26 protein-coding genes and 1 tRNA gene are annotated in these 25,626 nt (G+C 58.0%); 8 read left to right on the forward strand and 19 right to left on the reverse strand.

The annotated features are described in order from the left end of the window. Positions 1-833: 833 nt before the first annotated feature. Positions 834-1,469, forward strand: coding sequence for a glycoside hydrolase domain-containing protein (locus M7439_RS12950; RefSeq protein ID WP_298344355.1), 636 nt, complete (start codon positions 834-836; stop codon positions 1,467-1,469). A 24-nt stretch (positions 1,470-1,493) separates the two neighbouring features. Further along, complete coding sequence (locus M7439_RS01905) at positions 1,494-2,831, forward strand: hypothetical protein (protein WP_298344358.1); 1,338 nt, start codon at positions 1,494-1,496, stop codon at positions 2,829-2,831. Positions 2,832-3,179: 348 nt separating this feature from the next. Here M7439_RS01905 and M7439_RS01910 read toward each other — a convergent pair. The 5 genes from M7439_RS01910 to M7439_RS01930 form a co-directional block, all read right to left on the reverse strand. Next, positions 3,180-3,256 (reverse strand) — tRNA-Val (locus M7439_RS01910). A 16-nt stretch (positions 3,257-3,272) separates the two neighbouring features. Next, positions 3,273-4,031 (reverse strand): inositol monophosphatase, encoded by a 759-nt coding sequence (locus M7439_RS01915; RefSeq protein ID WP_298344361.1) that lies wholly within the window; start codon positions 4,029-4,031, stop codon positions 3,273-3,275. Positions 4,032-4,068: 37 nt separating this feature from the next. Then, positions 4,069-4,728, reverse strand: coding sequence for a hypothetical protein (locus tag M7439_RS01920; RefSeq protein WP_298344364.1), 660 nt, complete (start codon positions 4,726-4,728; stop codon positions 4,069-4,071). 165 nt (positions 4,729-4,893) lie between these two features. After that, complete coding sequence (locus tag M7439_RS01925) at positions 4,894-5,715, reverse strand: HAD family hydrolase (RefSeq protein WP_298344367.1); 822 nt, start codon at positions 5,713-5,715, stop codon at positions 4,894-4,896. After that, the gene (locus M7439_RS01930; protein WP_298344371.1) at positions 5,696-6,493 is read right to left on the reverse strand and encodes an oxygenase MpaB family protein; all 798 of its coding nucleotides are present in this window, start codon (positions 6,491-6,493) and stop codon (positions 5,696-5,698) included. Before M7439_RS01930 ends, M7439_RS01925 begins: the two co-directional genes overlap by 20 nt. 128 nt (positions 6,494-6,621) lie before the next feature. Here M7439_RS01930 and M7439_RS01935 point away from each other — a divergent pair, with 128 nt between their 5' ends. Genes M7439_RS01935 through M7439_RS01945 form a run of 3 tightly spaced genes read left to right on the forward strand, consistent with a single transcriptional unit; the run spans position 6,622 to position 9,869 of the window. Then, the gene (locus M7439_RS01935; RefSeq protein ID WP_298344374.1) at positions 6,622-6,990 is read left to right on the forward strand and encodes a hypothetical protein; all 369 of its coding nucleotides are present in this window, start codon (positions 6,622-6,624) and stop codon (positions 6,988-6,990) included. Positions 6,991-7,047: 57 nt separating this feature from the next. Next, positions 7,048-9,513, forward strand: coding sequence for a penicillin acylase family protein (locus M7439_RS01940; protein WP_298344377.1), 2,466 nt, complete (start codon positions 7,048-7,050; stop codon positions 9,511-9,513). Then, the gene (locus M7439_RS01945; RefSeq protein WP_298344380.1) at positions 9,510-9,869 is read left to right on the forward strand and encodes a hypothetical protein; all 360 of its coding nucleotides are present in this window, start codon (positions 9,510-9,512) and stop codon (positions 9,867-9,869) included. The genes M7439_RS01940 and M7439_RS01945 overlap by 4 nt, the downstream gene beginning before the upstream one ends. Before the next feature lie 12 nt (positions 9,870-9,881). On the opposite strand, the gene M7439_RS01950 is transcribed toward M7439_RS01945, so the two are convergent. The 6 genes from M7439_RS01950 to M7439_RS01975 form a co-directional block, all read right to left on the reverse strand. Beyond that, entirely contained in the window at positions 9,882-10,790 is a 909-nt protein-coding gene (locus tag M7439_RS01950) for a YihY/virulence factor BrkB family protein (RefSeq protein ID WP_308464359.1), read from the reverse strand. After that, the gene (locus tag M7439_RS01955; protein WP_298344383.1) at positions 10,762-10,998 is read right to left on the reverse strand and encodes a hypothetical protein; all 237 of its coding nucleotides are present in this window, start codon (positions 10,996-10,998) and stop codon (positions 10,762-10,764) included. The genes M7439_RS01950 and M7439_RS01955 overlap by 29 nt, the downstream gene beginning before the upstream one ends. A 12-nt stretch (positions 10,999-11,010) precedes the next feature. After that, positions 11,011-11,724, reverse strand: a complete 714-nt coding sequence (locus tag M7439_RS01960; protein WP_298344386.1) for a COG4280 domain-containing protein — start codon at positions 11,722-11,724, stop codon at positions 11,011-11,013. 11 nt (positions 11,725-11,735) lie between these two features. Further along, positions 11,736-12,488, reverse strand: coding sequence for an HAD family hydrolase (locus M7439_RS01965; protein WP_298344389.1), 753 nt, complete (start codon positions 12,486-12,488; stop codon positions 11,736-11,738). Positions 12,489-12,517: 29 nt separating this feature from the next. Beyond that, positions 12,518-13,714 carry a DEAD/DEAH box helicase gene (locus M7439_RS01970; RefSeq protein ID WP_298344392.1) on the reverse strand — a complete coding sequence of 399 codons (1,197 nt, stop codon included), beginning with the start codon at positions 13,712-13,714 and terminating at the stop codon, positions 12,518-12,520. 140 nt (positions 13,715-13,854) lie between these two features. Beyond that, positions 13,855-14,547: a gamma-glutamyl-gamma-aminobutyrate hydrolase family protein gene (locus tag M7439_RS01975; RefSeq protein WP_298344394.1), complete on the reverse strand. Its 693-nt coding sequence runs from the start codon at positions 14,545-14,547 to the stop codon at positions 13,855-13,857. A 336-nt stretch (positions 14,548-14,883) separates the two neighbouring features. Between M7439_RS01975 and M7439_RS01980 the strand changes: the two genes are divergently transcribed. Continuing rightward, positions 14,884-15,654, forward strand: a complete 771-nt coding sequence (locus M7439_RS01980) for a DedA family protein (protein WP_298344397.1) — start codon at positions 14,884-14,886, stop codon at positions 15,652-15,654. Between the two features lie 57 nt (positions 15,655-15,711). Here M7439_RS01980 and M7439_RS01985 read toward each other — a convergent pair whose 3' ends face one another. Further along, positions 15,712-15,942, reverse strand: a complete 231-nt coding sequence (locus M7439_RS01985) for a hypothetical protein (protein WP_298344400.1) — start codon at positions 15,940-15,942, stop codon at positions 15,712-15,714. A 206-nt stretch (positions 15,943-16,148) separates the two neighbouring features. Between M7439_RS01985 and M7439_RS01990 the strand changes: the two genes are divergently transcribed. Together M7439_RS01990 and M7439_RS01995 are read left to right on the forward strand one after the other, a co-directional pair. Beyond that, on the forward strand, positions 16,149-17,774 hold the full coding sequence (locus M7439_RS01990; RefSeq protein ID WP_298344403.1) for a N,N-dimethylformamidase beta subunit family domain-containing protein: 1,626 nt from the start codon (positions 16,149-16,151) through the stop codon (positions 17,772-17,774). Between the two features lie 47 nt (positions 17,775-17,821). Next, the gene (locus M7439_RS01995; RefSeq protein WP_298344406.1) at positions 17,822-18,601 is read left to right on the forward strand and encodes a methyltransferase domain-containing protein; all 780 of its coding nucleotides are present in this window, start codon (positions 17,822-17,824) and stop codon (positions 18,599-18,601) included. Here the strand turns inward: M7439_RS01995 and M7439_RS02000 are convergent. Genes M7439_RS02000 through M7439_RS02030 form a run of 7 tightly spaced genes read right to left on the reverse strand, consistent with a single transcriptional unit; the run spans position 18,598 to position 25,449 of the window. Continuing rightward, positions 18,598-19,566 carry a TrkA family potassium uptake protein gene (locus M7439_RS02000; RefSeq protein ID WP_298344411.1) on the reverse strand — a complete coding sequence of 323 codons (969 nt, stop codon included), beginning with the start codon at positions 19,564-19,566 and terminating at the stop codon, positions 18,598-18,600. The two genes, M7439_RS01995 and M7439_RS02000, sit on opposite strands and share 4 nt — an antisense overlap. Before the next feature lie 58 nt (positions 19,567-19,624). Then, the gene (locus M7439_RS02005) at positions 19,625-20,839 is read right to left on the reverse strand and encodes a type IV secretory system conjugative DNA transfer family protein (protein ID WP_298344414.1); all 1,215 of its coding nucleotides are present in this window, start codon (positions 20,837-20,839) and stop codon (positions 19,625-19,627) included. A gap of 6 nt (positions 20,840-20,845) precedes the next feature. Continuing rightward, positions 20,846-21,976 (reverse strand): CaiB/BaiF CoA-transferase family protein, encoded by a 1,131-nt coding sequence (locus M7439_RS02010; RefSeq protein WP_298344417.1) that lies wholly within the window; start codon positions 21,974-21,976, stop codon positions 20,846-20,848. Then, positions 21,945-22,823 carry an alpha/beta fold hydrolase gene (locus M7439_RS02015; protein ID WP_298344420.1) on the reverse strand — a complete coding sequence of 293 codons (879 nt, stop codon included), beginning with the start codon at positions 22,821-22,823 and terminating at the stop codon, positions 21,945-21,947. The genes M7439_RS02010 and M7439_RS02015 overlap by 32 nt, the downstream gene beginning before the upstream one ends. Before the next feature lie 10 nt (positions 22,824-22,833). Further along, positions 22,834-23,637: a class I SAM-dependent methyltransferase gene (locus M7439_RS02020; RefSeq protein ID WP_298344423.1), complete on the reverse strand. Its 804-nt coding sequence runs from the start codon at positions 23,635-23,637 to the stop codon at positions 22,834-22,836. After that, entirely contained in the window at positions 23,637-24,329 is a 693-nt protein-coding gene (locus M7439_RS02025) for a PH domain-containing protein (protein WP_298344426.1), read from the reverse strand. Before M7439_RS02025 ends, M7439_RS02020 begins: the two co-directional genes overlap by 1 nt. A gap of 10 nt (positions 24,330-24,339) precedes the next feature. Next, positions 24,340-25,449: a hypothetical protein gene (locus tag M7439_RS02030; protein ID WP_298344428.1), complete on the reverse strand. Its 1,110-nt coding sequence runs from the start codon at positions 25,447-25,449 to the stop codon at positions 24,340-24,342. Between the last annotated feature and the right edge of the window lie 177 nt (positions 25,450-25,626).

A 25,626-nucleotide genomic window follows, 5' to 3' on the forward strand; every position in this document is an offset into this window, starting at 1 on the left:
AACTGTCCGAGTATGTAGTGATAGTGTCCGAGGTTGTCTTATTTTCGCCGCTCATTGACACTTTTTGCCATGAGTATCGAAACGCACTCGCACTTGGTGGGACGTTCTCGGACGCAACTGTTGGGTGAAAAGTTGGGTGAAAAATAGAGCGTAGGGTCTAAGCTACTCCAGCCGGACCGGGTTGGATGGAACCGACTCGCGGCTTGTCCATGCGTTGACAGGAACACATCTGCTCATTCTCGATGACTGGGGATCTCCCCTGCGTTGGAGGCTGCTTCAAGGGAGAGCCTTGAACTCTTGGATTACCTTCCGGTCAAGGAGATCAATGTACGCCTGTCGTATCACATGCTTTACGATCGGACAACTGGTGTTCGCGAGAACTTCGCAGCACCAGCGCGAGGTCCTGGTACGAGGCGAGACATTCGAGCCGCATGGCATGCTCGGATGCTGAGGAGACTGGTCCTTGTACGCCGAAAGGATGACATACCGAAAATATAGCGCCAAAACCCGGTGGAACTTTAGCGAAACGCGATAACGTAGCAACCGAACGTCGTCGCTACATTCAGCAGCTGTGCCGACGGGTTAGGGGAGACCTGAAACTACGAACATTGCTCCGAGGAGGGGTCATAGCTCTTGTAAGTCTGGGGATGATAGGGTTGATAGATGCATCGAGTTTTCAGCACACCTCCATTATTGGGAAGGGGACAGAGACTCTCACCTCCGTAGAGTCCTACGCTTCTCACGCAAGTTCTGACTCCCCATCCGGGGTTGTAGGCCCGGGGGGTGTTAATCCATACGGATTTGATAGGTGTAGCCACACAAGTCAGTTGACGATGCAGCAGCTCAAACCCAGCTATGGCTGGATTGGTATCTACATCGGAGGAAGTGACGCCGGTTGTCCAAATGCTTTCCCAACCGAGTCCTGGATCAATACGGTAATTTCCGAGGGGTGGTATGTTGAGCCCATTTGGGTCGGACCTCAGTCAACCTGTAGTAACGTCGGACCTGAGCAGATTTCTCTCGATTCCTACAACAACTACCAAACGGCCTACTCACAAGGCCAAAACTCAGCCCATCACGCGTACACGGCTTTACTTAACGACGGCTTCTCTGTTCCAGATGGTGGGGTCCCGATTGTTGATGATATTGAGGGCTTCACGTCTAACTCCCTAGCTTGCGATACAGCCGAGGAGGCCTTCGTCCGGGGTTGGGATGCTACCTTACCACGTCAATTGCCCGCAGTGTATGGATCAAGTGGGGCCTCGTACCTCGCGAACTTGACCGGTGCCCCAGCCCCGGCATTCATATGGGGTGCGAACTACAGCACCAACAACACGGATCCGTCCGATCTCCCTCCCATTCCCTCTCAGGACTGGGATAACAATCAGCGCATCAAGCAATATAGCAACACTTGTTCGGGGGCCGGGATTACTTTCGACTGCGACTACGAAGACGCACCCCTCTACTGATACGATCCTCTGAAAGGAGCAAGAATGGCACACTTTGGCAAACAGAAGGCACTCCTCGCTGGTGCCGCTGGGATTCTCATCACCGCGGGGGTTGTCACCCTCTCCTTTAACGACAGCCACCACCCTTGGTCAGATCCAGCCCCAAAGAGCAGCTCCTCAGTCAAAGGACACCCCGCCGGTAGTTCCAAGACGACTACCTCGCTTAGCTCGACTAGTACCTCCTCGCCCACCTCAGCCTCAACTGTCCCTGATGCGGCCTCGGGCACGGACTGGGTGATCAGCGGGTCAGATACTCTCTACATCTCAACCAACGGGGTCACCTATCACGAAGTTAATCCGCCGCTACCAAAAGGTACCCAACTCAGATCCGCAGTGGTGTCGGGATCGACAGTGATCGCTTATGACTACAATCCACAACAGCTTCCCCTCGGCCAACCGATAGATCTTGACCTATCCCATGACGGCGGGGTGACCTGGAGTGTGGAGCACGTCGCAGTATACGGAACTCCCACCAATGTCCACTTCGTTGTCGCCCACGGTTCGGTCATCGGAATGATGGTTGACCAGAGTAACCCAGGGGCCATGACAGGTGGTGAGTGGTTCCAGACCAACAATGACGGTGACACGTGGATCAATCCATTGCCCAACGCCTCTAGCAACACCCCCCAAGGAGGTCCCGTCACTCTCGTTGGGTCTGACCTCTGGCTCCTTGGAAGCGCCTACGATCAGCTCTGGGTGAGCACGAACAACGGCGCCTCATGGTCACAAGTGCATTTTCCGGGCGAATCCCTGGATGATATAACCATACCTGGGTGCCAGGACATAGTGTATCCGAGCATTGCCGGCCAACTCTCATCGGGTGCTACCGTCCTCGTGACGGCGAAGGTGCCAAATGGTAACTGCACCAGTAACTACCTAGACGTTACCGCCTATGCGACCACAAACCAAGGGGCAACCTGGACAGCCTTCGGTTCCTTTACCACCACACAGGTAGGAGTCCAGTCAGGACTAACTCCGAAGTACGTGACCGTTCAAGGTAACTCGGTCTGGCTGGCCACGGTGCCGAATCAATTTGTCACCACTCCAGCGTCACCTCCGCAATTCGTGCGCATCACGACCAGCGGCGCTCACAGCTTGGTCTCTCTTCCAATTGCTGCAATACACGATAGCGGTACGGAGTCGATAGCTGTGAACGCCAACGACCAACTGCAGGTAACGCTCGTCCACTTTCCCCCGATCAGCGAGCGGACTGCCCCTCCGGTCATCTCCAGTAGCTACATCTCAACCAATGACGGTGAGACCTGGAAGCCACTAGCGATGCACTTCCTGAGGAATGGTAACCCAATAGCGAAGAAGTCATAGTGGGTAGCAAGCTAGTGAATTGGGTCGGAACTTCAGAGTGAGATAGGCCTTTTCGAGACCTGACCACCATTGTGGCTGGTGCATCCTTGATGAGCGGTACAGGTCTATCCTCTTGCTCAATCACGAGCCGTGCGAGTTCACGCTCAGCCTGCCGCATCGTGTCCCGGAAACGGACACTGCGATGCACTGCCCTCCTGAGCGTGAGCGTACTTCGTACGATGGAGCTCCCAGGTGTCTGCTGGGCCACAAGCCGCATGCTTCCTGCCATCAAATCCTCCAACCTCGAACTCTTTGTTGGGTTATTTGCTGGGACTTGGTCTATTGCGATTTAGGAAACATGCTCTGACCTGGTGGGCGCTAAGGGACTCGAACCCCTGACCTGCTGGTTGTAAGCCAGCCGCTCTAACCAACTGAGCTAAGCGCCCTCACAGTTGCTACAGTCTACCCCCGTTGAGTAGGATCGTCAGGCTGACCCAGAAGAGCGGACAAAATAAGGGAATTGCAGGCGGCTACCACTTTACGGCGTGTCAGATCCAATGGAGGCATCATCAGTTCCACGTCCTGCACGTGAACCACACCGCCAGCTTCTGTCAAAATCAGAGCTGCCGCCAAGTAATCCCAGACGGCAAGTCCATCCGAGCAGTCAATGAACCCGTCACCACTTCCCCTTGCCAACAATGAGATCTCGAGCGCTGCGGAACCAAGAGAGCGCATTTGCGCCCAACCTAGATGTTGACGCGGGTAACCGTTGACAAATATCACCGAACGATTCAACGACTCAGCTAAGGATGGAACAATATGTTGACCATTGAAAGTAGCACCTTGGCCAACCTTAGTCGCGAAGACTCCTTCAGAACCAGACAGTCTCACTACCCCAACCACTGGGCTGCCATGATGCAGGAGGCAGATAGCGCTGGTCCAGTACGGAATTCCTCGTGCCGCATTCGTCGAGCCATCGATCGGATCCAGGACCGCGGTGACCGAAGAACCCTGGTCCAAGAGGCCAGATTCTTCCGAGAACACATTGACCCCTGCATTGATGAGAACCTGTAGGCCTGCCTCATCGGCGACGACATCCCCGACATGTTGCCCTCTTGCCTGCCCAGTCGCCGACCAGTCCGAGGAACTATTCACCGTTGCAAGGCAAGCTTCCGTCACCCGCAACCCCAGGTCTAGCAGCTGATCCGGTTTCCACTCCAAGACCACCATCCTAGCAACACACCCACCGGTTCTCTAATTAGCGAGTGGGGTGTACTGAGAAAAAACTCGACCAATGAGCGACAGCAGGAAAGATCGCCCACGCCAGGAGTCCACCGATGATCACTGCAAGCACGATACTGATAAGACGCCCCTGGCGTCCGATCAACGAGTGATAACGGCTGTAACGAAGATCGTAACTTGACGTGCCTACGGCCCTACGCACATAGGCGAGCACATGAAAGACCATTAGCGCAAACCACGCCACAAAATCATCCCGGTGAATGTTGAGCCAAAGCGCGGCCGTTGGCGTATTCGGGCGTGCGTAGACCAGTATGATGCCACTCACCATCAGGATCACCGTGGTGACCACCAGCAATGGGCCAACAACCCGCAGAACTAATTCAGGAGGCCCGGCGTGTTTGAAGTCAGGGGCACCGAGATAGTACATCGCGAACCGATAGGTCGCCACAATGATCTTGTAGGCCATGATCGGGAGCAGAATCAGGCCGAGTACGACATGGAGTGCGATCAGCTGACCGATAAAAACAACGGTCACCCCTTCTATGGCCAGGCCAATGAAAAGCACTGAGCCAAGGAGGGCAAGCAACCTGGCGACTGCGCGCACACGTCGAGACGACGAGAGTTCTTCGGCCGGAACAGTTTCGGTGAAGACCGTATCAAAAACGCGTTGCAGCAACGAGAACCTCAACCTTTTCGATTGCAAACGAAACTATCAGCACCATTGTAACAAGGACGGTGCCTACAGAAGTCATAGATTTCCCGGTGACACCAGCTTGCACGTGCGCATCCCTTCAGGATGCTTCATGTGCCATCTCGACACGACCAGGGTGACGTGGTTAGGCTACGCACGATACCTATCAGCAGTACTACCGTGTCCCATCTTGCTGACCAGCTCGCCAACTCCTCCTAGATCATTCGATGACACCACATCGGCTGCCACCGCCAGCACCGAGGGATGCGCATTCGCTACGGCAACCGGATGACCAACGCTCATCAGCATCGGCAGATCATTGAGGTGATCTCCAATAGCCACTGCGTCTTCGAGCTCCACCCCCAGCACCTCTGCCGCCAGGCCAACACCAAAGCCCTTGCTCACTCCCTTTGGAACGATCTCGACCCAGTCAGTCGACCCGCTAATGAGTTGTACCCCCGAGACCTCTTGCGAAAGAATATCAATGAGTGCAGCAGCAGGATGATCCCTATGTCGAATGATCACTTTGACCACCGAATCGAGTTCAAAAAGCCCCGCCAACTCCCACTCGAGCTCGGTCATCGTCGGATCCTTCAAAAACGCCCGTTGGGGGCGAAACTCGATCGGGGAAGAGGCCGCGAAGAAAAAGCCGTCGTCTAGCTTGACGAGACTCTCGATCGTGGTGCGTACAAACTCGCGAGACAGCTCCCTCACCCACAGCAACGACCCTCGCTCAAGATGATAACCAACTGCACCGTTGTGGCAGACCGCAAGGGGACCGAGATCAACGAGCTGTGCCACCTGAAGCATGCCCCTCACGCCACGCGCTGTCGCCGGCACCACGGACACGCCACGGCTGCGGGCACCCCGTATCTGGCGCACCACGCTCGAATGGATGGTTACGCTCGTCGTGAGGAGCGTCCCGTCAAGATCAGTAAAGAGGAGTGAAAGCCTATCGAGTTGCGTCGGCATCCTCCTGAGCGTACTGGGATTGAGCACGTAGCCGGCGAGGTGATGGAGCAGTGATCCCCATGGAGAGCTCCCCTCCAATTTTGAGCCCCACCCAAATCAGCGACTCCTCCATCGTTGAAACCGATCGATCGAGTTGCAGCGTCACCCAGTTCGGCAGTGATGCATACAGCCACCGCATGACGAAGGGATAGACCTGCCCCACAAAACCGGCCGGCCGAAGCCGCTCCAAGATCGTAAACGCCTCCATCGTTGCCTCATTGACGACAAGGTTGGGTTGGCGCCAAACCCATTGGCTGAGGTCTCCATAGCGCAGGGGAACTTCCGTCATCTCGCAACCCATCAATTCGGCAAATCGTGTCATCTCTGCGACATAACGGTCATAGAGCGCATGGTCAACCTCTGGGTGGAACCGCTCGTAGGCGAAACAGATAGACTCCACCATCGCATTATGGACCCATGCCAAGAGGAACGGGTCGTTAGCCGAAAACGCTGCCCCACTATCGGGGACAACCCCTTCTACCGGTTCATGAAGCCTACGAACTGCGGCAATCGCCGATCTCACCTCGTCCATGTCCCCATAGGTGATCGTATCGATGAAGTCGATCGTCTCGCGTAGGCGCTGATCGGGACGGTCGCCAAATCGCGAGAATTGACGCACTCCTGCAAGCGCTCGTGGTTCAAGCGACTGCACCGCCAGGGCACGCAATCCACCGACAAGTCCTGAGAAGTCGCTGTGTAACTGCCAAACCGCCGAATCGGGGCCAAAGAGGGTATCCATGCCCAAAGCCTACCAAACACCATGCGCTACCGTTAGCCTGAAATCGTGGACGAGCAAGGCACAACAGGATGAATCGTGGAAACGGATGGCCTCTGCACGTGCTTTGCCGTCCGAGAAAGAGAAGGGCCGTGCTCCTTGGATCGATCGCACTGACGGGTGCGCTGCTCTCCTCCTGCGGCGCAAGTGCCACCGCAGAGGCTGACCAGGCCTGCACGCTCGTTCACCAATCGATTCGCCTCTATGAAACCTCACAAACCGCTAATGGTGCAAAGGCCCGCACAGACCTTGCCAGAGCGGAACTGCTGCTCGCAGAGGCCGTCTCCCCTGCCAACCTCGCAGCATCAACGGACTCCTATTGGCAACCATTAGCCGGGACGCTCGCTGAGACGGAGCAACTCCCTGAATCACGCCTCGTCATCGCCTTACGAGCGCAATGTGCTCCTTCGGCCACCAATCAAGGGGAATATGTCGTGCCCTATAAGTCCCAGGGCCAGTGACCACTCCCGCGATCAATTGTCTGCTAGGATCTGGCGAACGACGAAAGAAAGGAATCCATGGCTCGGCGCCCCCTCCTCGGCACTCTGGGCATTATTGTCGCGCTTCTCGCGCTCGCTATCCTTCAGCTTCGGGGCGTCGCCACCGTGCCGCCGCTCGGCTCGACGTTGGACCCAACCACCGGCGCATTCAATCTCGGTGCGCGAGCAGCCCTGCCGACATCGGCCACCATACATCTCACCGGCATCCCTACGACCGTCACAATCTCCTACTCAGCGCAGGGAATCCCGGATCTCCACGCCAGGAGTCAAGCTGCTCTTTGGTACGCAATGGGATACCTCGAGGCGCGCAATCGGCTCTTCGAGATGGACCTTATCCGCCGTGAGGCCGGAGGCCAACTGTCAGCTGTTCTCGGACCAAGCTACCTGACCTCCGACCTCTTCGAACTTCGGCTCGGACTTATTCGGACCGCCGAGGCGAACTTCCAAGCGCTACCATCAGCTGATAAAGAGATTCTAGAGATCTTCTCGAACGGCGTAAATGCGGCACGTGCCTACGATATCAGCCACCATCAACTCCCCGTAGAGTTTCGTCTCCTCGACTACACCCCTGCTCCTTGGACGCCCATCGATTCGATGTTGGTCCAAGGGTACTTGACACAGACCCTCGATTACTCCCAGAATCCCGTCGATTACTCGATCTTGGTTGGACACCTTGGCTTTCAACGGAGCATGGCTCTGTTTCCAGTGATCGCGAAGAACCCGCAGGAGCCCTATGATCCCGGACCGTATCACTTCCACCACACCACTCCTACCGACCCACCCATTACCGTCAGTCCGTCACTGCTGGACTCGCTTCAGTCGCTCGCCAAAATGAGCACCAAACTCCCCCCAGGAGCCATTCACTCCTTCTCAAACTCAAACAACTGGGCCATTGCGGGGGATAAATCAACCACCGGCGACACCATTGTGGCCGGGGATCCACACTTGAATCAAACACTTCCCGCCGTTTGGTACTGGGTCAACGCGCACGCCCCTGGGGTGAGCTTTGCTGGCGTTACCGTCCCCGGCCTGCCCATCATCCTGATCGGGAGAAATCACTGGATTGCCTGGAGCGAGACTGATGTCCAGAACCAATCGACCTTCTTCTACCAAGAGACCACTAGTAAGGCCCATCCCGGTGACTACCTGCTGCGAGGGAGGTGGGTGCCTTTTACTGATTACGACTACACCGTCAAGGTGAAAGGGGGCACCAGTCAGCATCTCGTCGTACAGACAACGACTAATGGCCCCATCATCACGATCCATGGCGCCAAGGTCGCTGTCGACTGGATGGGGGCCGCTGTCTCCAAGGATTTTGCCTCACTGATGGGCATCCTCCATGCCACGAATTGGAGACAGTTCACTACCGCGCTCTCGATCTGGCGTGCGCCATCACAGAACTTCGTCTTCGGTGACCGCCACGGCAACATCGGCCTCATCTCGGCTGGCTACTACCCGATTGTCAGCGCGCGTGATCCGTGGTTGGTGATGAACGGTAACGATGGTAGCCGCATTGTCGGATCGATTCCCTATAGCGAGATCCCACAAAGCTACGATCCAAAATCAGGTTTTGTCTTCAGTGCGAACCAACGACCGGTCAGTGCAGACTACCCGTACTACCTCGGGACCTCCTTTGACTTCTTCTCCAATGGCTATCGAGCTGACGAGATCCACTCCTTCCTCACCACTCACCAGCGAGTAACCCCCACCGACGTCGCTCACCTCCAGAACTCAGTAACCGACTACCTCGCCACCCAACTCGTCCCTTGGCTCGTACGCCAGTTCAATGGGGTTCATCCCACACCCGCGGTCGAGCAGGCAGTCACGACCCTACGCCACTGGAATGACTCCATGGGCACCACCTCAACGGCAGCGAGCATTTGGTGGACCTTTCTCGGCAACGACATCCGTGATACCTTCGAACCTTGGTTCCGTTACTACCGCGTTCCCGAACCGCCTGGTAGCTCGCTCGTGGTCAATCAACTCAATGCTCCACTGATCGAGGACCTCCAATACCTGGATATCAACGACCCAGCAAATCCTTTCTTCACCCCACCAGCCAGCCACGTTCATCGCAATGCTGGTACCGTTGCACGAGAGGCGCTGACACAAGCCGTCGCGAGCCTCGCCCATAGACTCGGCAATCAAGAGACGACATGGCACTGGGATCGGCTCCACTTTCGCGAGTTTCCCTCCCTGAGCGGCGTGGCCGGTCTGGGTTATGGACCCCGAGGATCATCCGGGGATGCCTGGACCGTCGATGCCGCCGACGGAGGTCTGCTCTCAGAGGCCGGTCCGAGTTGGCGGATGATCGTGGCATTCGGTGATCGAGGTGCGGCCATCTACCCTGGAGGTCAATCCGAGAATCCCTTATCGAGCTGGTACGAGAATCAGATACCCGATTGGTTCGATGGGCACTACTTGCCATTCGGGCTCGGCCCTCAGCCCAGCATCGCCACCTGGAGATTGGAGCCAAGCAGATGACGACGACGCAGCGATCGATCCTGTTGGTGTTCTTTGGTGCTTTGATCGCCTTCATCGGCAATAGCGTAGGTCTATGGTGGCTTGGCTATCTCGTCGGTGCAGGATTGGCGCTCTCGATCCGTCCAAGCCTTGCTGGCTGTTCGGTTGCCCTCGGTTGGATCGCTGGCTTCGTACAGAGCGTGATCAGTGCGCATCTTGTACAAGCTGCGCGTGTTGTCGCCCTACTCGCAGGCCTACCCGCCACCCTCGGACTCCTTCTCGTTCTCCTTGCCCTCGTCCTTGCCTTTCTAGAGGGCTGGCTCCCTGCACTCGTCGTCACTCGTCTCAGAGGGAACGAGCACCCTAAAGCCACCTAACCCAACCGCGTGTCACTGCGTCAATGCACCGCGGTGAATCGCGATGGCGTGGTCGATTTCGGCACCCATGAGTACCACAACAAAGGTGAGATAGAGCCATAGCAGGAGAACCGCCACACCTGCCAGCGGTCCATAGGTCGCCGACTCGCCCGCAGAGTGGGTGAGGTAGAGGCTGAAGCCAAGCGATGTGAGCACCCAGCCTACCGTCGCTATCGCGCTCCCCAGGGATAGGACCCTCCATCTCTTCCACGACCTGCCCTGTGCGGCCCCGTAGTAGATGGACAACAATAACGTCATAGCGATCAACGAACCGACGATCCGTACCACCCATGCACCGACATCAAGAACGCCATGCAGCCCTAGCGGCAACTGATCCGCGACCAACTTCTCGATCGCCCCACCAAAGACGAGCAACGCGACGGCGACACCAGCGAGCACGATCGTAACCGCGAGCAATGGCAGCGCACGGACCCGACGAAGGATAAAGCCATGCGGCTTGGCGACATCAAAGGCAACATCGAGCGCCTGCTGGAGTGCGGAGATGGCTTCGATCGCAGACCAAGCAGCTACCGCCAAGCCTGCCACGACGGCGATCAAATCCGCCCGCCTCGATCCGCTACTCTTGAGTGCTGCCGTCAAGATCGCTGCGACGGACTGTGGCAGCAAGACCGACAGGTCATGCACTACCGTACCGAGCGTAGCAGGCGTCAGACCAATGAGCCTTGCCAACCCGACCGCTGCAATAATCGCTGGAAAAATAGCGAGGAATCCGTGAAATGCGAGCCCGGCGGCGGCTAAGGTGAGTCGATTGCGGCCGGTGGCCTTGGCGGCATCTACAACGATATCAACCGCCGTATCGTCGACAAGGCGTTCCCGGAGAATCGTTAGAGGTTTAACGACCCTTCCTCCCCAAACGACGATGGCCCGAGTAGCCCCGTCTGACGTCGCGCAAGAGCACCAATGTCAGTACGACCGCGACCACAATCGGCACTGCCAACCAACCTCCACTGTCATGGCGCACCCCTAGGGTCACTACCCCGACGACGACGGCACCAAGTGCCAGCCAGGGCTGGTCTCCAACGATGAAGTTCCAGAGGAACACAAACGGAACTACGACTATCCGCATCATTGTCGGCCGATCTCATGCATCTGCAGCCGTCCGTCGCCGCCCAAACGTCACCAATAGCAGCGCAGTGAGTGCAAACCATCCCACCATTGGCAGTAAAAAGATATCCCCTCCCGGCCAATGTAGACCCAATCCCTGGGCCATCCAGAACGTCCCAAAACTGGTCAACATCACGCCCACGACCATCTTGAGCTTGTTCTCTGGCACCTCCGTCAAGGCCCGGGCCAACACGATGCCAAGAGCCGCGACGACGACCACCGCCGCCAAAGCTGCGAGCGAAGCCTGACCAAGTGCACGGGCACTCGACCCCAGCGATATCACAATGACCGCCACCTCGAGCCCTTCGAGCAAAACGCCTTTGAATGCGATCACAAAGCCCTGGCGATCTGCCTCATCTTTGAGGCGGCCCACCTGCCGCGCATAGATCGCGGCCTCATCATGCATCGCCTTAGCCCCGATCGAACGCAACACCGCTTTGTGAAGCCACTGCAGCCCAAAGACCAGCAGCACAAACCCGACCACGGTGCGCAGTAGCGCAAGTGGAACATAGTGCACCATCGCCGTCCCCAGGACCGCAACGATGAGAACGAGGATCGCAATCGCCAGCACCGCGCCACGGAGCGCAATGCGCCAGCCATGGGTAAAGCCGACCGCGAGAACGATCGTCAGTGCCTCAACGGCCTCCACCGCGCTTGCAAAGAAGACGGAGAGAACAAGCGCCCAATCCATACGCGGTACTACTATCTCGAAACAAGCTTCTCAAGGAATTCAACGTCAATGAGACCACTACCCTCTGCCCCTGAGGCCAACCGCCAGTGGGCTGGCTCACCGGGGTCACCGAGACTCGACGCCACACAGGCCGCCTCCGAGAAATCCTGGTCTTGGGTGTAGTCACTCGGGGTAATCAAGGTAGGAATACCCGCACCGACACTGGCCAACAGTCCAGCGCGTGTGTCCTCAAGCGTCACGACATTGCGTGCATCAACACGGTGTCGCTCAAGCAACCAAAGATAGATCCCCGGATCAGGCTTTTTGCGCGGGACGATATCACCAATACCGAGATATTGAAAACGGTCTTGCCAATCGTCGCCGAGGCTCCTGCGCAACAGGGCATCAAGCCCCTCATAGGTGATCGTCGAAGCGATGGAGATCGGAATGCGTCGGGAAGCGAGTTCATCCAGCAGACGTCGTACGCCCACGCGAAGTTCGATACCCCCTTGGTCGACCAGTTCACGAAAGTAACGTGCCTTGACATCGTGGATCTGCTCAACCTGCGCATCACTCAACGCCCCTAGCTCAGGGTGTTGGCTCCAATAAAAACGGATTCGCTCCTTGCCTCCCATAATGGCAAGGAGCTCACCGTAGAGTTCAGGATCCCAGTCAACGGGATAACCTAGCTCACGAAAGGCAGAGTTGTAGGCCACGCGATGACCTCCACGCTCCGTCTCCGCTATCGTTCCATCGACATCAAAGAAAACCGCCTCGAGTGTCATCGTTGACCTTTCTATTCTCGTGACGGAGGTTAGCGAGACCTCCGCGAATACTGTGCTGGCCGACGTGGTCGCCTAGCGCCACCACCACGACCTCCGCCATAGGACCCACCATCGCTACCCGGCACACCAGTCTGCAACTGTTGTTCAATCGAGCGTGCCTTTGAACGATCTCGATCAGAGACCAGCGAGATGACTACACCAGTATTTCCCGCCCGTCCAGTGCGGCCAGAGCGGTGAAGATAATCGGTGAAGTTGTTCGGAAGATCATAGTGAAGCACAAGTGCTACCTCGTCGACGTGGATGCCACGAGCGGCGACATCCGTCGCGATCAACACCTGTGTTCGCTTGGTCAAGAAACGCCGCAGGGCCGCATCGCGTTGGCGCTGCGAGAGACCTCCATGCACCGCAGAGGCGTCCATGCCCAGATCAGCTAGCTCGTCATCGAGTCGATCAACCTGATCACGGGTGTTGCAAAAAACGATGGTCGGACCATGACCAAGTGCGTAATCCGAAACCAGGCCTGCCTTCTCGTAGCGGCCAGCAGGTACGAAACGATGCTCCAGCTTCGGTTCATCAGCCTCAATCGTGATGAACGTCGGCTCCGTCAGGTACCGTTGCACCAGCGATCTTACTGGATTGTCGAGGGTGGCCGAGAAGAAGGCTGTCTGCCGACGAGCGGTCAAGGAGCCAAGAATCTCTGCAACTGCCGGGCCAAAACCCATATCAGCCATACGATCAACCTCGTCAAGGACGACATGGGTTACCGCATCTAGCGAGACGGCCCGTCGATCCACCAGATCCATCAAACGTCCAGGAGTGGCGACAAGAACGTCGACCCCGCGCTTGAGCTGTTGGATCTGCTTTCCGTAGGGTGTTCCTCCGTAGACAGCCATCACCCAGAAGTCTCTCGGAGCCAAGCTCACAAGCGCTTTTTGCACCTGTTGTGCCAACTCACGTGTCGGCACCAGAATAAGACCGAGTGGTCCGGTCGCGCGACCACGAACTCCCTCGAGCAGCGAGACCAAAGGAACACCAAAGGCAAAGGTCTTTCCAGATCCCGTTGGTGCTTGTGCGATCAGATCATGGCCAGCAAGCGAAGCAGGAATTGCCTGGGCTTGGACCGCGGTGGGTTCAGTAATTCCAATCGCGGTTAAGCGGGCTTGAATTTGGGCGTCAACGCCCAAGGTATCGAATATATTCGACAAAGAAGTCTCCTCTACATACACGCGGAACTCCCACGTGCGTAGAAACTCCACATTCTTCGTGCCCGAATGGGCAGGCGCCGTTCGACAATCGAACAGGCTTTCACCAGCCTAGCAGGTTCCCACGTTCCCTCAGGCACCCATTGTGCAACAAGAAAGGCTTCTCAACTCACCAACCAGCGGAAGAGGTTCAACTGCATCGGGTCGAAGTCGATCAATCGCTCTGGATGCCACTGCACCGCGACGAGTCCAGGCCGTTCCATCGCCTCGACGACACCATCCTCTGACACCGCCGTGACCACCAGATCTCCTCCTGGCACATCGACTGCCTGGTGATGGAGCGAGTTCGCCTGCAAGATACCTGGTAGCAGCCGGGCGAGCTCCGAGTCCGCAGAGACGCTGATGCTATGGGCGTACTCGTACTCGTGTTCCGTGAGAGAATGCCGGTTTTTACCGCTCGTCTCAAGATCCTGAATAAGCGTTCCACCAAAGAAGACATTGACGACCTGTATGCCACGACAGATCGCGAGAACCTTACGGTCCTGATGGAGCGCCTCATCTAGTAGGGCTCGCTCAATCCGGTCACGATTGGCCTCAATCCCGTAGACCTTGTCAGAGTTCACCGTCTGTCCATAGAGGGCGGGATCGACGTCACCACCTCCAGTCAGCATGAGCGCATCAGTCGAGGCGATCAGCTCCTTGGCTATCCTCTTGATCTCCGACTCAGCGAGGTCACCGATCTGCGCCGGTGCCATCATCCCGTAGGATCCAAGACGAGCGAGGGCATCCAAATAGCCTTCATGGACCCCAGTACGCCTGCCCGATAATTGCCCCGCAGTTACTACAACCCGTGCCATCGCACAACCTCCCCGTCCCTATCGCTGTCAACTCTATCGCTGTCAACGCTGTAGCTGTCAACGTTCTTCTTGTCGACGTCATCGTTATCCGGCACACCAAAAGGCAAAACCCTCAACCGCCAGCCTATCTGTCAATGCATTGACAGCCGCACCACCTCACTATCTATCCCGTATTGTCGGTATTGTGTGTGCCATGGCTCCTTGCGATGCATGAACGGCGTGGTTGGGAGTTCTCCACCAACTCCTACGATGACGATCGAGCCGTGCCAATGCAGCAAAGATTGGACAACGAACCGACAGCGGTCAGCTTAGGGAGGTGCTAGTGTCTAGGTAACTATGGAGCACCTCATCTCAACATGGGGCTACCTGGCAATCTTCCTTCTTTCAATTGCCCAGTCGGCCTGCGTTCCCACCTCGTCGGAGCTTACCTTCGGTTTTGCTGGTTTTCTCGCCTATACCGGTCACTTCAATATCGTTGAGGTCGTCGTCGTTGGTGCCCTCGGCGAACTGATCGGCGCCTACATCGCTTGGGCCTTTGGCATGACCGGTGGTCGCGCACTCGTACTCCGCTACGGCAAATACATTCGTGTCGACCATGAACAGCTCGATCGTCTGCAAGCATGGTACGAACGCCACCCTCGTTGGGGTGTCTTTGCCAGCCGTCTCCTACCGGTGGTTCGCAACTTCGTGGCCCTTGCTGCTGGACTCGCCGAGGTCCCGCCCCTCGCTTTTGGGATCCTCACGTTGCTCGGATCGCTCGTGTGGGATGGTGGGCTTACCTTACTCGGCTACTCCGTTGGATCAGCCTGGCAGCATATGGTCCACACCGTCTCCGACGCGGGTTATGCGGTGGTCCTCCTCGTCGTGATCGTCGTCGCATTCCTCTTCATGGCCCATCGCAAAGCGTCGGGGTCGCGCCGTCGAGCGGGCGACCAGCGGGTACCGTCAACACAAGAGCCAGTCCGCTCCTCTGATGAGGTAGCGCTCACATCAACTGCCTCCTCCGCTCGAGCTGACTACAGCGACCCTACCGGCTATCTCTCGGCACTCTCAAAACTTGCTCGCGCCAAAGCCGTTGTCCAAGACCCCGATACGCCCACCCCTTAGCTCATCCGCGCACACTGCCGAGTAGGTTGGCGTGTCGTGGCCACCAATCGGCCCTCCCTAGAGCATCCGTTCGCCAAGGCCACCGCCCTCTGAGGTGCAATGACCTCCACCTGCCAAGGAGTTGCTTCGTGATCGGGTGATGCCTCCTGTGACAATCGTTGCACCGCAACCGACGGCCCCACCCCACCACCGCAGGCCCCAACCGCCAACGCGCAATGTCTGCTCCCGTCGACCAGTTGGGTAGTGCAAATCCGAGGTCTGTCGCTGAATTCCAGCGATGAAACTCACACAATGAGCGTCAGCGAATCCTCCCCCCATAGGGTAAGGTGTCGTGAGATCGATGGCCACAACCAGGTATCGGAGCGTGCCCAGACGGCATGATACAACCCGCCACTTGGCGTTGTCGCTTTGGGTATCTGCTGTGCAAAAGGGTGTCCACATCTTTTGGCTCCGTGTCGGCGGCGTCGGCTCGGGCATTGGACAAAGGAGAGAGGTTGGCAGGACAACATCAACGGATAACCGCGAAACAAAGAGGACGCCGGCTCCTCGTCGTCGTCATCGCGATCCTCGTCATCGCTGCCGGCACTTCGATCGCCGTTGCAACCTCCTCCTCGACGACTACCCATCCCACTAAGGTCACCCCAACCAAGGCGTCTGGGACAAAACGACTCGCAGCTACCTTCAATGGTACCGATGGTGTCGAAGCTCGTTGGGTGATCCAACAGAATAAACTACCTGGGACCACCGCCTGGAAGATCACCGGGCCACAGACTCCTGATGCGATCATGGGCTATACCAACCGGCCACAAGCACGCATGGGCCAAACGGTCAATGTCTACGTCTCGACCGTCGCTCCCACGTACCGCATCGAAGCCTTCCGAATGGGCTATTACCAAGGACTCGGCGCTCGGTTGGTCTGGACATCGAAGCAGCTCACCGGCGTGGTACAACCAAACTGTCCAGCCTCTGCCCCCCTCTATATGGTGCAATGCAACTGGCAGCGCTCGACCTCCTTTCCCATCACAAAGGCGTTTGTCCAAGGTGACTACCTCCTAAAACTGGTAGGCGCAGGTGGGCAGCAAAGCTACATTCCCCTCACGGTCTGGGATCCCCACTCCACGGCGACCTATGTCGTCATGAACGCTGTCTTTACCTGGCAGGCCTTTAATCCCTTCGGTGGCTATGACCTCTATCAGGGTGCCACACCTGAACCAGGTTATCCACCTCCCAATCGGTCGCGTGTCCTCTCCTTTGACCGCCCCTATGGTTACGGCGATGGAGCAGCTAACTTCTTGACCAACGAATACCCGCTGGTGCGTTACATGGAAAAGCACGGTCTCAACGTGACCTACTGGACCAACATCACCCTCACGGTCCATGGCAACCTCCTTACCAAACACCAGGCGTTGCTCTCCCTCGGACATGACGAGGAGTGGTCGACAAGGATGCGTGCGAATGCGGTTGCCGCCAGCGCCCACGGCGTCAATCTGGTCTTCTTCGGTGCGAGCCCGATCCTGCGCAAGGTCCGTCTCCAGTCCTCACCCCTTGGACCAAACCTGGAGGTCGTGAATTACCGCGACCCGCAGGCCGATCCACTCTATGGGGTCGACAATGCTCGCGTCACACAGAACTGGTGGGGTCAGCCCCCCGCTAACTCACCCGCCTCGTCCTTGGTGGGCGATACCTATATCGGCTACAACAACAACCTCAGCTTTCCGCTCGTGGTCACCGACGCACACACCTGGCTCTTTGCGGGTACCGGCCTCACTAACGGCTCGAAGATACCAGGTCTCTTGAAGTATGACTTTGACGGCTACGATCCCAGCCGCCCGAACCCCCCCAACGTCGAGATCCTCAGTCACTCGCCAGTTGTAATCGGCTTTGATAACCATAAGACGTACGCCGACACCACGTACGTCACCAACCCCACCAGCAAGGCCGGCATCTTCGAGAGCGGGACCAATAATTGGATCGCTGCCATGCAAGCTTGTCCACCGGGAACCACCTCCTGCCCGAGCCACCTTGTTCGCGTGATGACCGGCAATATTCTCCGACTCTTTGGAGCTGGCCCGACTGGCTTGACCACCCCCTCTACCGCCAACTGGTCGCAGTTTTATTAATCAGCATCCCGGCGACGTTCCACCCGTCCAGCGTTCTAGGAGGATCGATGGCAGCTATCTATATTCACGGTCATGACCCATCGGTCCTCGCGTCACATCGTTGGCGAGGAGCCGAAAACTCCGCTGGCTACCTCGTACCCGTCCTGCGAGAAGACGACACACTACTCGATGTTGGCTGTGGACCAGGAACCATCACACGCGACTTTGCACAACTCCTCTCCAGGGGTCGTGTCATCGCCCTCGACCAAACCGCGCCGATCGTCAAGGAGGCAGTTGGGGCCAGTCCGTACGGCTTTGGCATCGTTGGTGACGCCTACGCGCTACCCTTTGAGAACAAGAGCTTTGACGTCGTCCATGCTCACCAGGTACTCCAACATCTTCGCGATCCACAACGAGCCGTGACCGAGATGGCCAGGGTGGCCCGACGCCACCTCGCCTTCGCCGACGCAGACTATGACCGAATGATGTGGTGGCCTACCTCGGAGGGACTCGAGCGCTGGATGCAGGTCTATCAAGGCATCGCTTCGGCCAATCAAGTCAATCCCAACATTGGCCGCGAACTCCCGTCGCTCGCGCTAGCCTGTGGGCTCGCACACCACAGCGTCAGCACCATCACCTGGACCTACGCCACACCAGAGCTGTGCCATTGGTGGGGCGGGTTATGGGCCGGACGGGTACGGCACTCCACCTTTGCGAGCGAGGCCCTTCGGCTTGGACTCGCCAGCGACGAGGAGCTCGACTTCATCGCCCAAGCCTGGCAGACCTGGGCAAACCAACCTGGAGCGATCTTTGTGATCACATCGGTAGCGATTCTGGCTGAGATCTAGCGCTTCGACAGCTGGGAGCGAGGGCGAAGCACGAGGATCGTGTCCCCAGCTTCGATCACCGGATCCGTCGAGACACCCATGTGGATCTGACCCTGTTTGACGACGCCGAGCAACAACCCCTGCTCGATCGAACGGGCCTGACTGAGCGTACGGCCGATCACCCCCGGGTCGGCGGGATACTCGCGAAACATCATCTCGGGGGAGCGCACCATCTCCAGCAGTAGATCACCAGCGTGGGGAGTCTCGATACTCTTGGCGAGTGTATGTCCCAACAGATCCTCGATCGAGACCGTGGTCTCCACCCCCAAATCCGTGAGTGCCGTCGCAATCCTCGAGGAGTTGGCGACGGCGATGAGTGGGACAGACGGTGCAAGATGTCGGAGCATCACAGCGATCAACAGTGCGTCCTTCTCATCCTCGACAGCGATGAGAAGCCTCGAGGCCCGTTCCGGCTCTGAACGCCGGAGCACCGTCTCGAGAGTTGGATCCCCCTTGATCGTCTCGATCGTTGCCGGGAGACTCTCCAAATTGCTCTCGGCGACCACCACCACCCGCTCTCCCGTGGCTGCGACCTCACTCGCAATCTTGCGCACGGCATCGTGCATCCCATAGATCGCAACAAAACTTCCTTTGGGGGGTCCTTCTCGCATGTGCAAGAGCTTAGCGAGCCGGGTAGCGGTGAGCGATGCCGCCAGAAAAGCAAAGGCGGCGCCAAAGAGTGGAATCGTCGTCACCATCACAAGAATGGCGATCACTCGGCCGACGGTGTTGTGTGGTGTCACATCCCCATAGCCGACGGTTGTCGCTGTGGTGACCGCCCAGTAAAGACCGATGCCAACACTGACATGCTGGGTAAGGGCAAAGGCGATGGCGCCGATCACCAAACAGGTGATCGAAGCGATCAACAGCGTCACAATCTGGCTACGTTTGACCTTCGTCAACAGGACAGCAAACAAAGTGGGCATGGCAGCCACAGCCTACCAGCGCAACACCCGACTCCACCAAGACCACCATGAGAAGCATTTACTGGCGAAAATCAGGAGTCAGCTGCACGGTTCCAGAACGACCCCGCAGATCCAGCACTGCCGCCTCGAAGGGTCCAAGGTCGCGGAGATCGCCGCGGCTCATCAGCGGTCGCGCCCGTCGATGGGTGCTCGTCGTGAGTCGCAAGAGACCTCCGCGCTGCCAGCCCACCTCCTCTCGGTCCACATCCCCAAAGAGCTCCTCCAACATGCGCAGGGTCTCGATATCGCCGATTCCACCGAGGACCACCGTGGTCCCAAAAAGTGTCAAGAGGCCTCGCATGAGTTGTGGCCATCGAAGTCGCGCCTGTGAAAGGTCCTGCAGGGCACCAAGTAGGTGGACACCTTGACTCACCCCTTCAGAGAGCAGCGAGCCAAGCGAGGGGAGCGGAGCAATGTTGGCCATCTCATCAAGGAGTAGGGCCACCATCGGCTGCATCCCCACGACGGTAGCGCGATAGGCAGCACGACGGATCTCGTCAATTAACGCTACCACCACCGGAGCGACGACCGTCTGTACCAGGGACGGAGAGACGATGAGGAGCAGGTCATGACTCACGACAAAGCGTGAGGGTACAAACTCCTCTCCCTCATCCTGGTCGCGGAAACGGTAGGCCCCAAGAGCACCCGAGGTCGAGGAGATGATCGCTGATCGCTCCCTCGCCTCGGTCCCTAAGATCCCTTGAAGTACGCCAAGGGCGCGCACCTCTCCGGCGAATTGGAGAGTATCGGTGGCCTCTCCAAATTCACGCCCGTCGACCCATTGGGCAATCACCGTCGCTGGCACTCCGAGAAGATTGCCCGCCAGCAAGAGCGGTGCGAGAAGGGCCTTCGCGCGATCGATCCAGTGTCGATCCGATGTTCCCCCAGCGCCGAGCGCCACGGCGACAAAGCCCTCAGCCACCAAGACCGCCTCTTCGAAACTGGTTGCCGCCATGACCGGAGACCAACTTGCGCGCTGGACCCCCTCCATGAGTGGCACCTCTCCACTCGGGTCAAAAACCCAAACCTTGCCGACCTCGAGACGACGGGCCAAAATAGCCTCCAGGATATCATTCTTCGTCGAAGTGACGACGACAGCCCCAGGAAAAAGCCGTGCATTGGGAATCACCAACGAGGAGGTCTTCCCAGACCTTGGCGGACCTAACACCAGCAGATGTGACCGATCGGAGGTAAAGAACGGGGCACCACTGGCCTCTCTCCCCAGGTAGAACACCGAAACCTACTCGATAACGAGCTCTTGGCCCAACAACGCGTCGATCTCGTCCTGGGCCACACCAATCTCGGTCAGGATGCCTGTCGAGTCGTAGACAAGCTCGCGCCGGAGCCGTCGCTCCTCTTCGTCATAGTGCCCAAAACGAGGAGCCGGTCCCGGCTGGCACAGGTTTCCTACCTTGACAAAACTCCCCCGCTCCTGATGAAACGGGTGATCAAGCGCCTCGCCCATGGTCAACACCGGCGTCACGCAGGCATCCGAGGTTGCAAACAGCGACTCCCACTCTCCTCGTGTACGACGAAGAAACCGCTCGGTGAAGGCCCTACGCATCTCCGGCCAACGGCGTTGATCATACTGATTATCGGTAGTGAAGCGCTCCCCGAGGTCGAGCACCTCAACAAGCTCCTTGAAGAACTGGGGCTCGAGTGCCCCCACCGCTACCCAACGACCATCCTTGGTGGCATACGTGCAATAGAAGGGGGCACCGCCGTCAAGGAGATTGTTTCCCGGTCCAGATGGCCAGCCATCCTCCTGGAACATCGAATAGATCATCGTCATGAGCAACAAGGAGCCATCGACCATCGCCGCATCCACCACCTGGCCCTTTCCGGTCCGGTGGGATTCGATGAGCGCGGCGAGCACGCCGGCCACAAGCAACATGCCACCGCCACCAAAATCTCCGACCAGGTTCAGTGGAATGGATGGCCCGTGGACCTCGTCCCCGATGGAGCCCAATACACCGGACATCGAGATGTAGTTGATATCGTGCCCCGAACGCGCTGCTTTTGGTCCATCCTGACCCCATCCGGTCATCCGCCCGTAGATCAACCGTGGATTGACAGCCATCAGCTCCGAGGGTCCGAGTCCTAAGCGCTCCATAACGCCTGGGCGAAACCCCTCAATCAGGATCGACGAACGCTCCACAATCCGCGCTATCAACTCGGCAGCGCCAGGCTTCTTGGCATCGATGGCGATGGCGCGCTTTCCCCGACCCATCAGATCGGCACCGATTCCCGGTCGCTTGGGCGGATCGATCCGGATCACCGTCGCCCCAAGGTCCGCGAGGATCATGCCGGCAAATGGGGCAGGGCCAATCCCTGCCATCTCAACGACCCGAATACCCTGTAGTGGCCCCACAACCTACCCCCCCAGCTTCAGTGATTGTATCCAGCATCTCTGTCGCCAGCCTATCCCAGCACCAAGCGGGTAGGTCATGTCCGAGATCGGCAAAGAGAAGGAGTCGCGAGCCCGCCAACACCCGAAAGGTGTCGATGCCACCAGATACGTTGACGAGCGGATCGAGCACCCCGTGGACGACGAGCGATGGCAAGGCCGCCAACGTCGACAGCGCCGTCGAACGATCAGGCGAAGCGAGCACGGCGCTCAACTGACGCACACTTGCAACCGGGTCATCAATGCCGGCCGCCGCCAACCGAGCGGCACCTCGATCGATGCGATCGAGGATCGCTTGGCGCTCTCGCGCTGAACGAGGCCGACCGACCACCAACTCCAAGGGTTCTTCGCGGTTCGGGTTCATGAGCGCTCCAAGAGCCATCTCGCTCGGCTGACCAACACCGGTACGTCCAGTGGAACCGAGCATGCTGATCAGCGACAGCACACGCTTAGGCTCCTCGATCAGGAATTGCTGCGCCACCATCGCTCCCATCGAAACGCCAACGAGATGGACTTGATCGATGCCGAGACGATCAAGTAACTCGAGCAGATCGTCTGCCATATCTGCCAATGTATAGGGAGCGAGCTCTCGGCGTCCCATATAAATCGACAATAGATCGGGAATACCGACGTGCGTCAATCGGGTCGAAAGCCCACTATCGCGCTGGTCGTAGGTCAAGACCTGATAACCAGCCTCAACAAAGCGCGTGATGGCAGGCTCTGGCCAGTCCGTCAACTGACCGCCAAGGCCGTGAATTAAGACAACCACCGGGCGATCCGGTGGACCCGTGCGTTCGTAGTGCAACTGCACCTTCCGCACCTCATGCACCGGCGAGCTCACAGATGAGGGTCACCGTTGGGTTGACGAGCATCCGACCCGCTTGGATCGCTGCCTGTATCGCCCGATCCTCCGTCGGCGCCAAACAGAGCCTTCTCCTCGTGGAGATGATCTGTTGAGCAGGGTCCATGGATCGTCGCAATCCAGGTCCGATCACCACCTTTGGGGAGACTCCGAGCACCGTCAGTGCTTCGATGACATCAGTTGCGCTGGGATCCGTTGGACGCTCGAGCTGATGGAACTCCTCCCAAAGCAGATTGAGGCCATAGTGTGGATGGTGCAGGGTCAGTTCAAGCACGACTCCTACCTCAGCATGAGCAAGAAGTCCCTCGAGAAAACCGAAGAGATTCGAGATGTTGTAGATAACGTTCTGCGAGGTCACCACGTCAAAACGTCCAAGCTCTGGTTCAAGGTCGAAGAAGTCACCGACTCGCGTCTCGACCAACAGCTCAGGCGATGCTTCACTCTCAAGGGCGAGCACCTCAAGCATCTCCGCGTTCTGATCGAGAGCCAACAGAGAACGAATAGAGGAGCCAATCGGGAGAACTGCCGCGCCAGCACCCGCCCCAACATCGAGAACACTGCGGTGCGGAGACCGATCGAGCAGCTCGACAAGGGCCAACTGGGTCTGGTTGAGTGGCACGTCCCTGAGTGGACGGAACCCATTGGGGTCAAAGCTCCACGGCGACTCCGGGGTCTTGGCGAGTATCTCCTGGGGTATCGCCCAATCTTGTAGCTGTCGGGACCACCGCCGCGCTAGTGCGTCCCGAACTGCGTTATCAGGCATCAGTAACGCGTTCCCTGTTCCCCATCGAGGTCACGCAACAGTGACGACTTCGCCCGCTCGAACTCCGTGTCGCTCAAGAATCCTCCTGCCCGTAGGATCGTTAACCGCTCAAGTCGACTGAGCGAATCGGCGTTGGTGTTGACGGCCGACACCGCACCAGCAGACCCTGACTGCTGGGCATCCTCCAGGCTGGCAAGGAGCTGACGCAATCGTGTGGGATTCGGGACAAAGGTGATGAGTTCATCGCCAAAGGCGTCACCTGAGTCGATGTGCAGGCGTCCAAAATGAAGAATTCTTCCGATGATCCCCTGCTGAGTGGTGATATCATTCACGTGACGCAACGGAATCTCACTGGTCTTGCGCAGCAGTACCCCTCGCGAAAACCGAACACGTCGATCGGTGATCACCAACATCTCAAAGTACCACTGCAAGCCACGGAAGAGCATGTTCACCACGGCGGCCCCCAGGATGAGCAGACCGAGGAGGCTGAGCAGAGCATAGTTAAAGGTAGTCAAGACAATCGCGATGATGCTCGCCGCCACAAAGGTCGCCGCAGGTCCGAGCACCAACCACCAGTGTGGGTGGACGATGGCAACCACCCGTTCCTCCGGATCAACCATCGCGCCGACGATGCGTTGCGTGCGACCCGACAGCTGTCCGAGACTTGGCGTCATTGGCTCGTGCGCGGTCATGAATGTCACTCTAGGCTAGTTTTTGTGCGATCGTCGCCGCCGACTGCAAAACACTCCCATCCGCCCCTTGCGTCACTGGGGTATAGGTGGCTCGCTCCCGAGCTTCACGGATATCCTTGGCCAACTGTTCTGCCAGCGTCTCCTTTGGTTCGATGAACAGATAGTGCGATAGAGAGCCGGGGATCGTGTTCACTTCGTTGAGAAAAAGATCGCCATTCTCACTCGCGAGAAAATCAATGCGCGCCACTCCACGGGACCCGATGAGGGTCGCAGTCCTCGTGGCCACCTCGCGAATCTGCTCCTCAGTTTCGGGCTTCAAGAGCGCCGGCAACTCTCTCGGCGCCGCCGCCATCCCCGTGCCCGGCCGATACTTATCTGAGTAGGTCAGGATCGCTGCCATACCGCCAGATCGGGTTGGCCGTTCAATGGCCGAGAGTTGGAGTTCGGGATAGCTCCTGATCGCAATCTGGAGATCGTAGAGATCCTCACGGAACGGCTCCACCACCGCACCAGTGCGTAGGTGTACGCTGTCACGGACCCGATCCCGGAGTGTCCCGCGATCACGAATGACCTCTATGCCGATGGATGAACCACCAAAACGTGGCTTTACAATGTAGGGCCCCTCAAAGGGGATCTCCCCGTCAGCGGCGACGCGCGGCAGAGCCGGAAGTCCTGCTGCGACGGCGAGGGCGCCGAAGCTCAGTTTGTCCATCCCGATAGCGGCGGTGGCCGTCGAAGGACCGGTATACCGAAGACCTGCAAGATCCATAGCTGCCTGAATTGATCCATCCTCTCCAGGGCCACCATGACAACAATTGACGATCACATCGATGGAGATCATCTCTAGCTTTGGTCGCAAACCCGACGACAGGCTACCAAATCCAGCACGACTACCCGTGATGAGCATCAACGGTTCAGCTCCTGATGGGACCCCTTGAGCGAAGGCCGGTGCCTCCAGGGTCGGTGCAACACGATAGAACTCACCCGTCTTGGACCAGTAGATACCCGTCACCGCGCTCTCGGTTCCAAGCAACGCATGCGCTGCCTGCAACCCCGTCAGGATCGAGATGTCGTGCTCGGGCGAGGGTCCTCCAAAGAGAACCGCAATCATCGCATTCATATGCGCTCCACCACTTCAACGGCCATACTGGAGTTCCTTTCCACAGTCCAAACATAGGGCCCCAACACAGGGTCCTACTCGTAGGGTCACCGGCGGTGTCGCCGGGCCGAACCATGCTGATACTGCAACACGCTAACCGATCTGGGCTACGTCTCAACTCTATCGGACGCCAACCGC

Origin of the sequence: Ferrimicrobium sp., assembly GCF_027319265.1 — a bacterium.
Lineage (GTDB): Bacteria > Actinomycetota > Acidimicrobiia > Acidimicrobiales > Acidimicrobiaceae > Ferrimicrobium.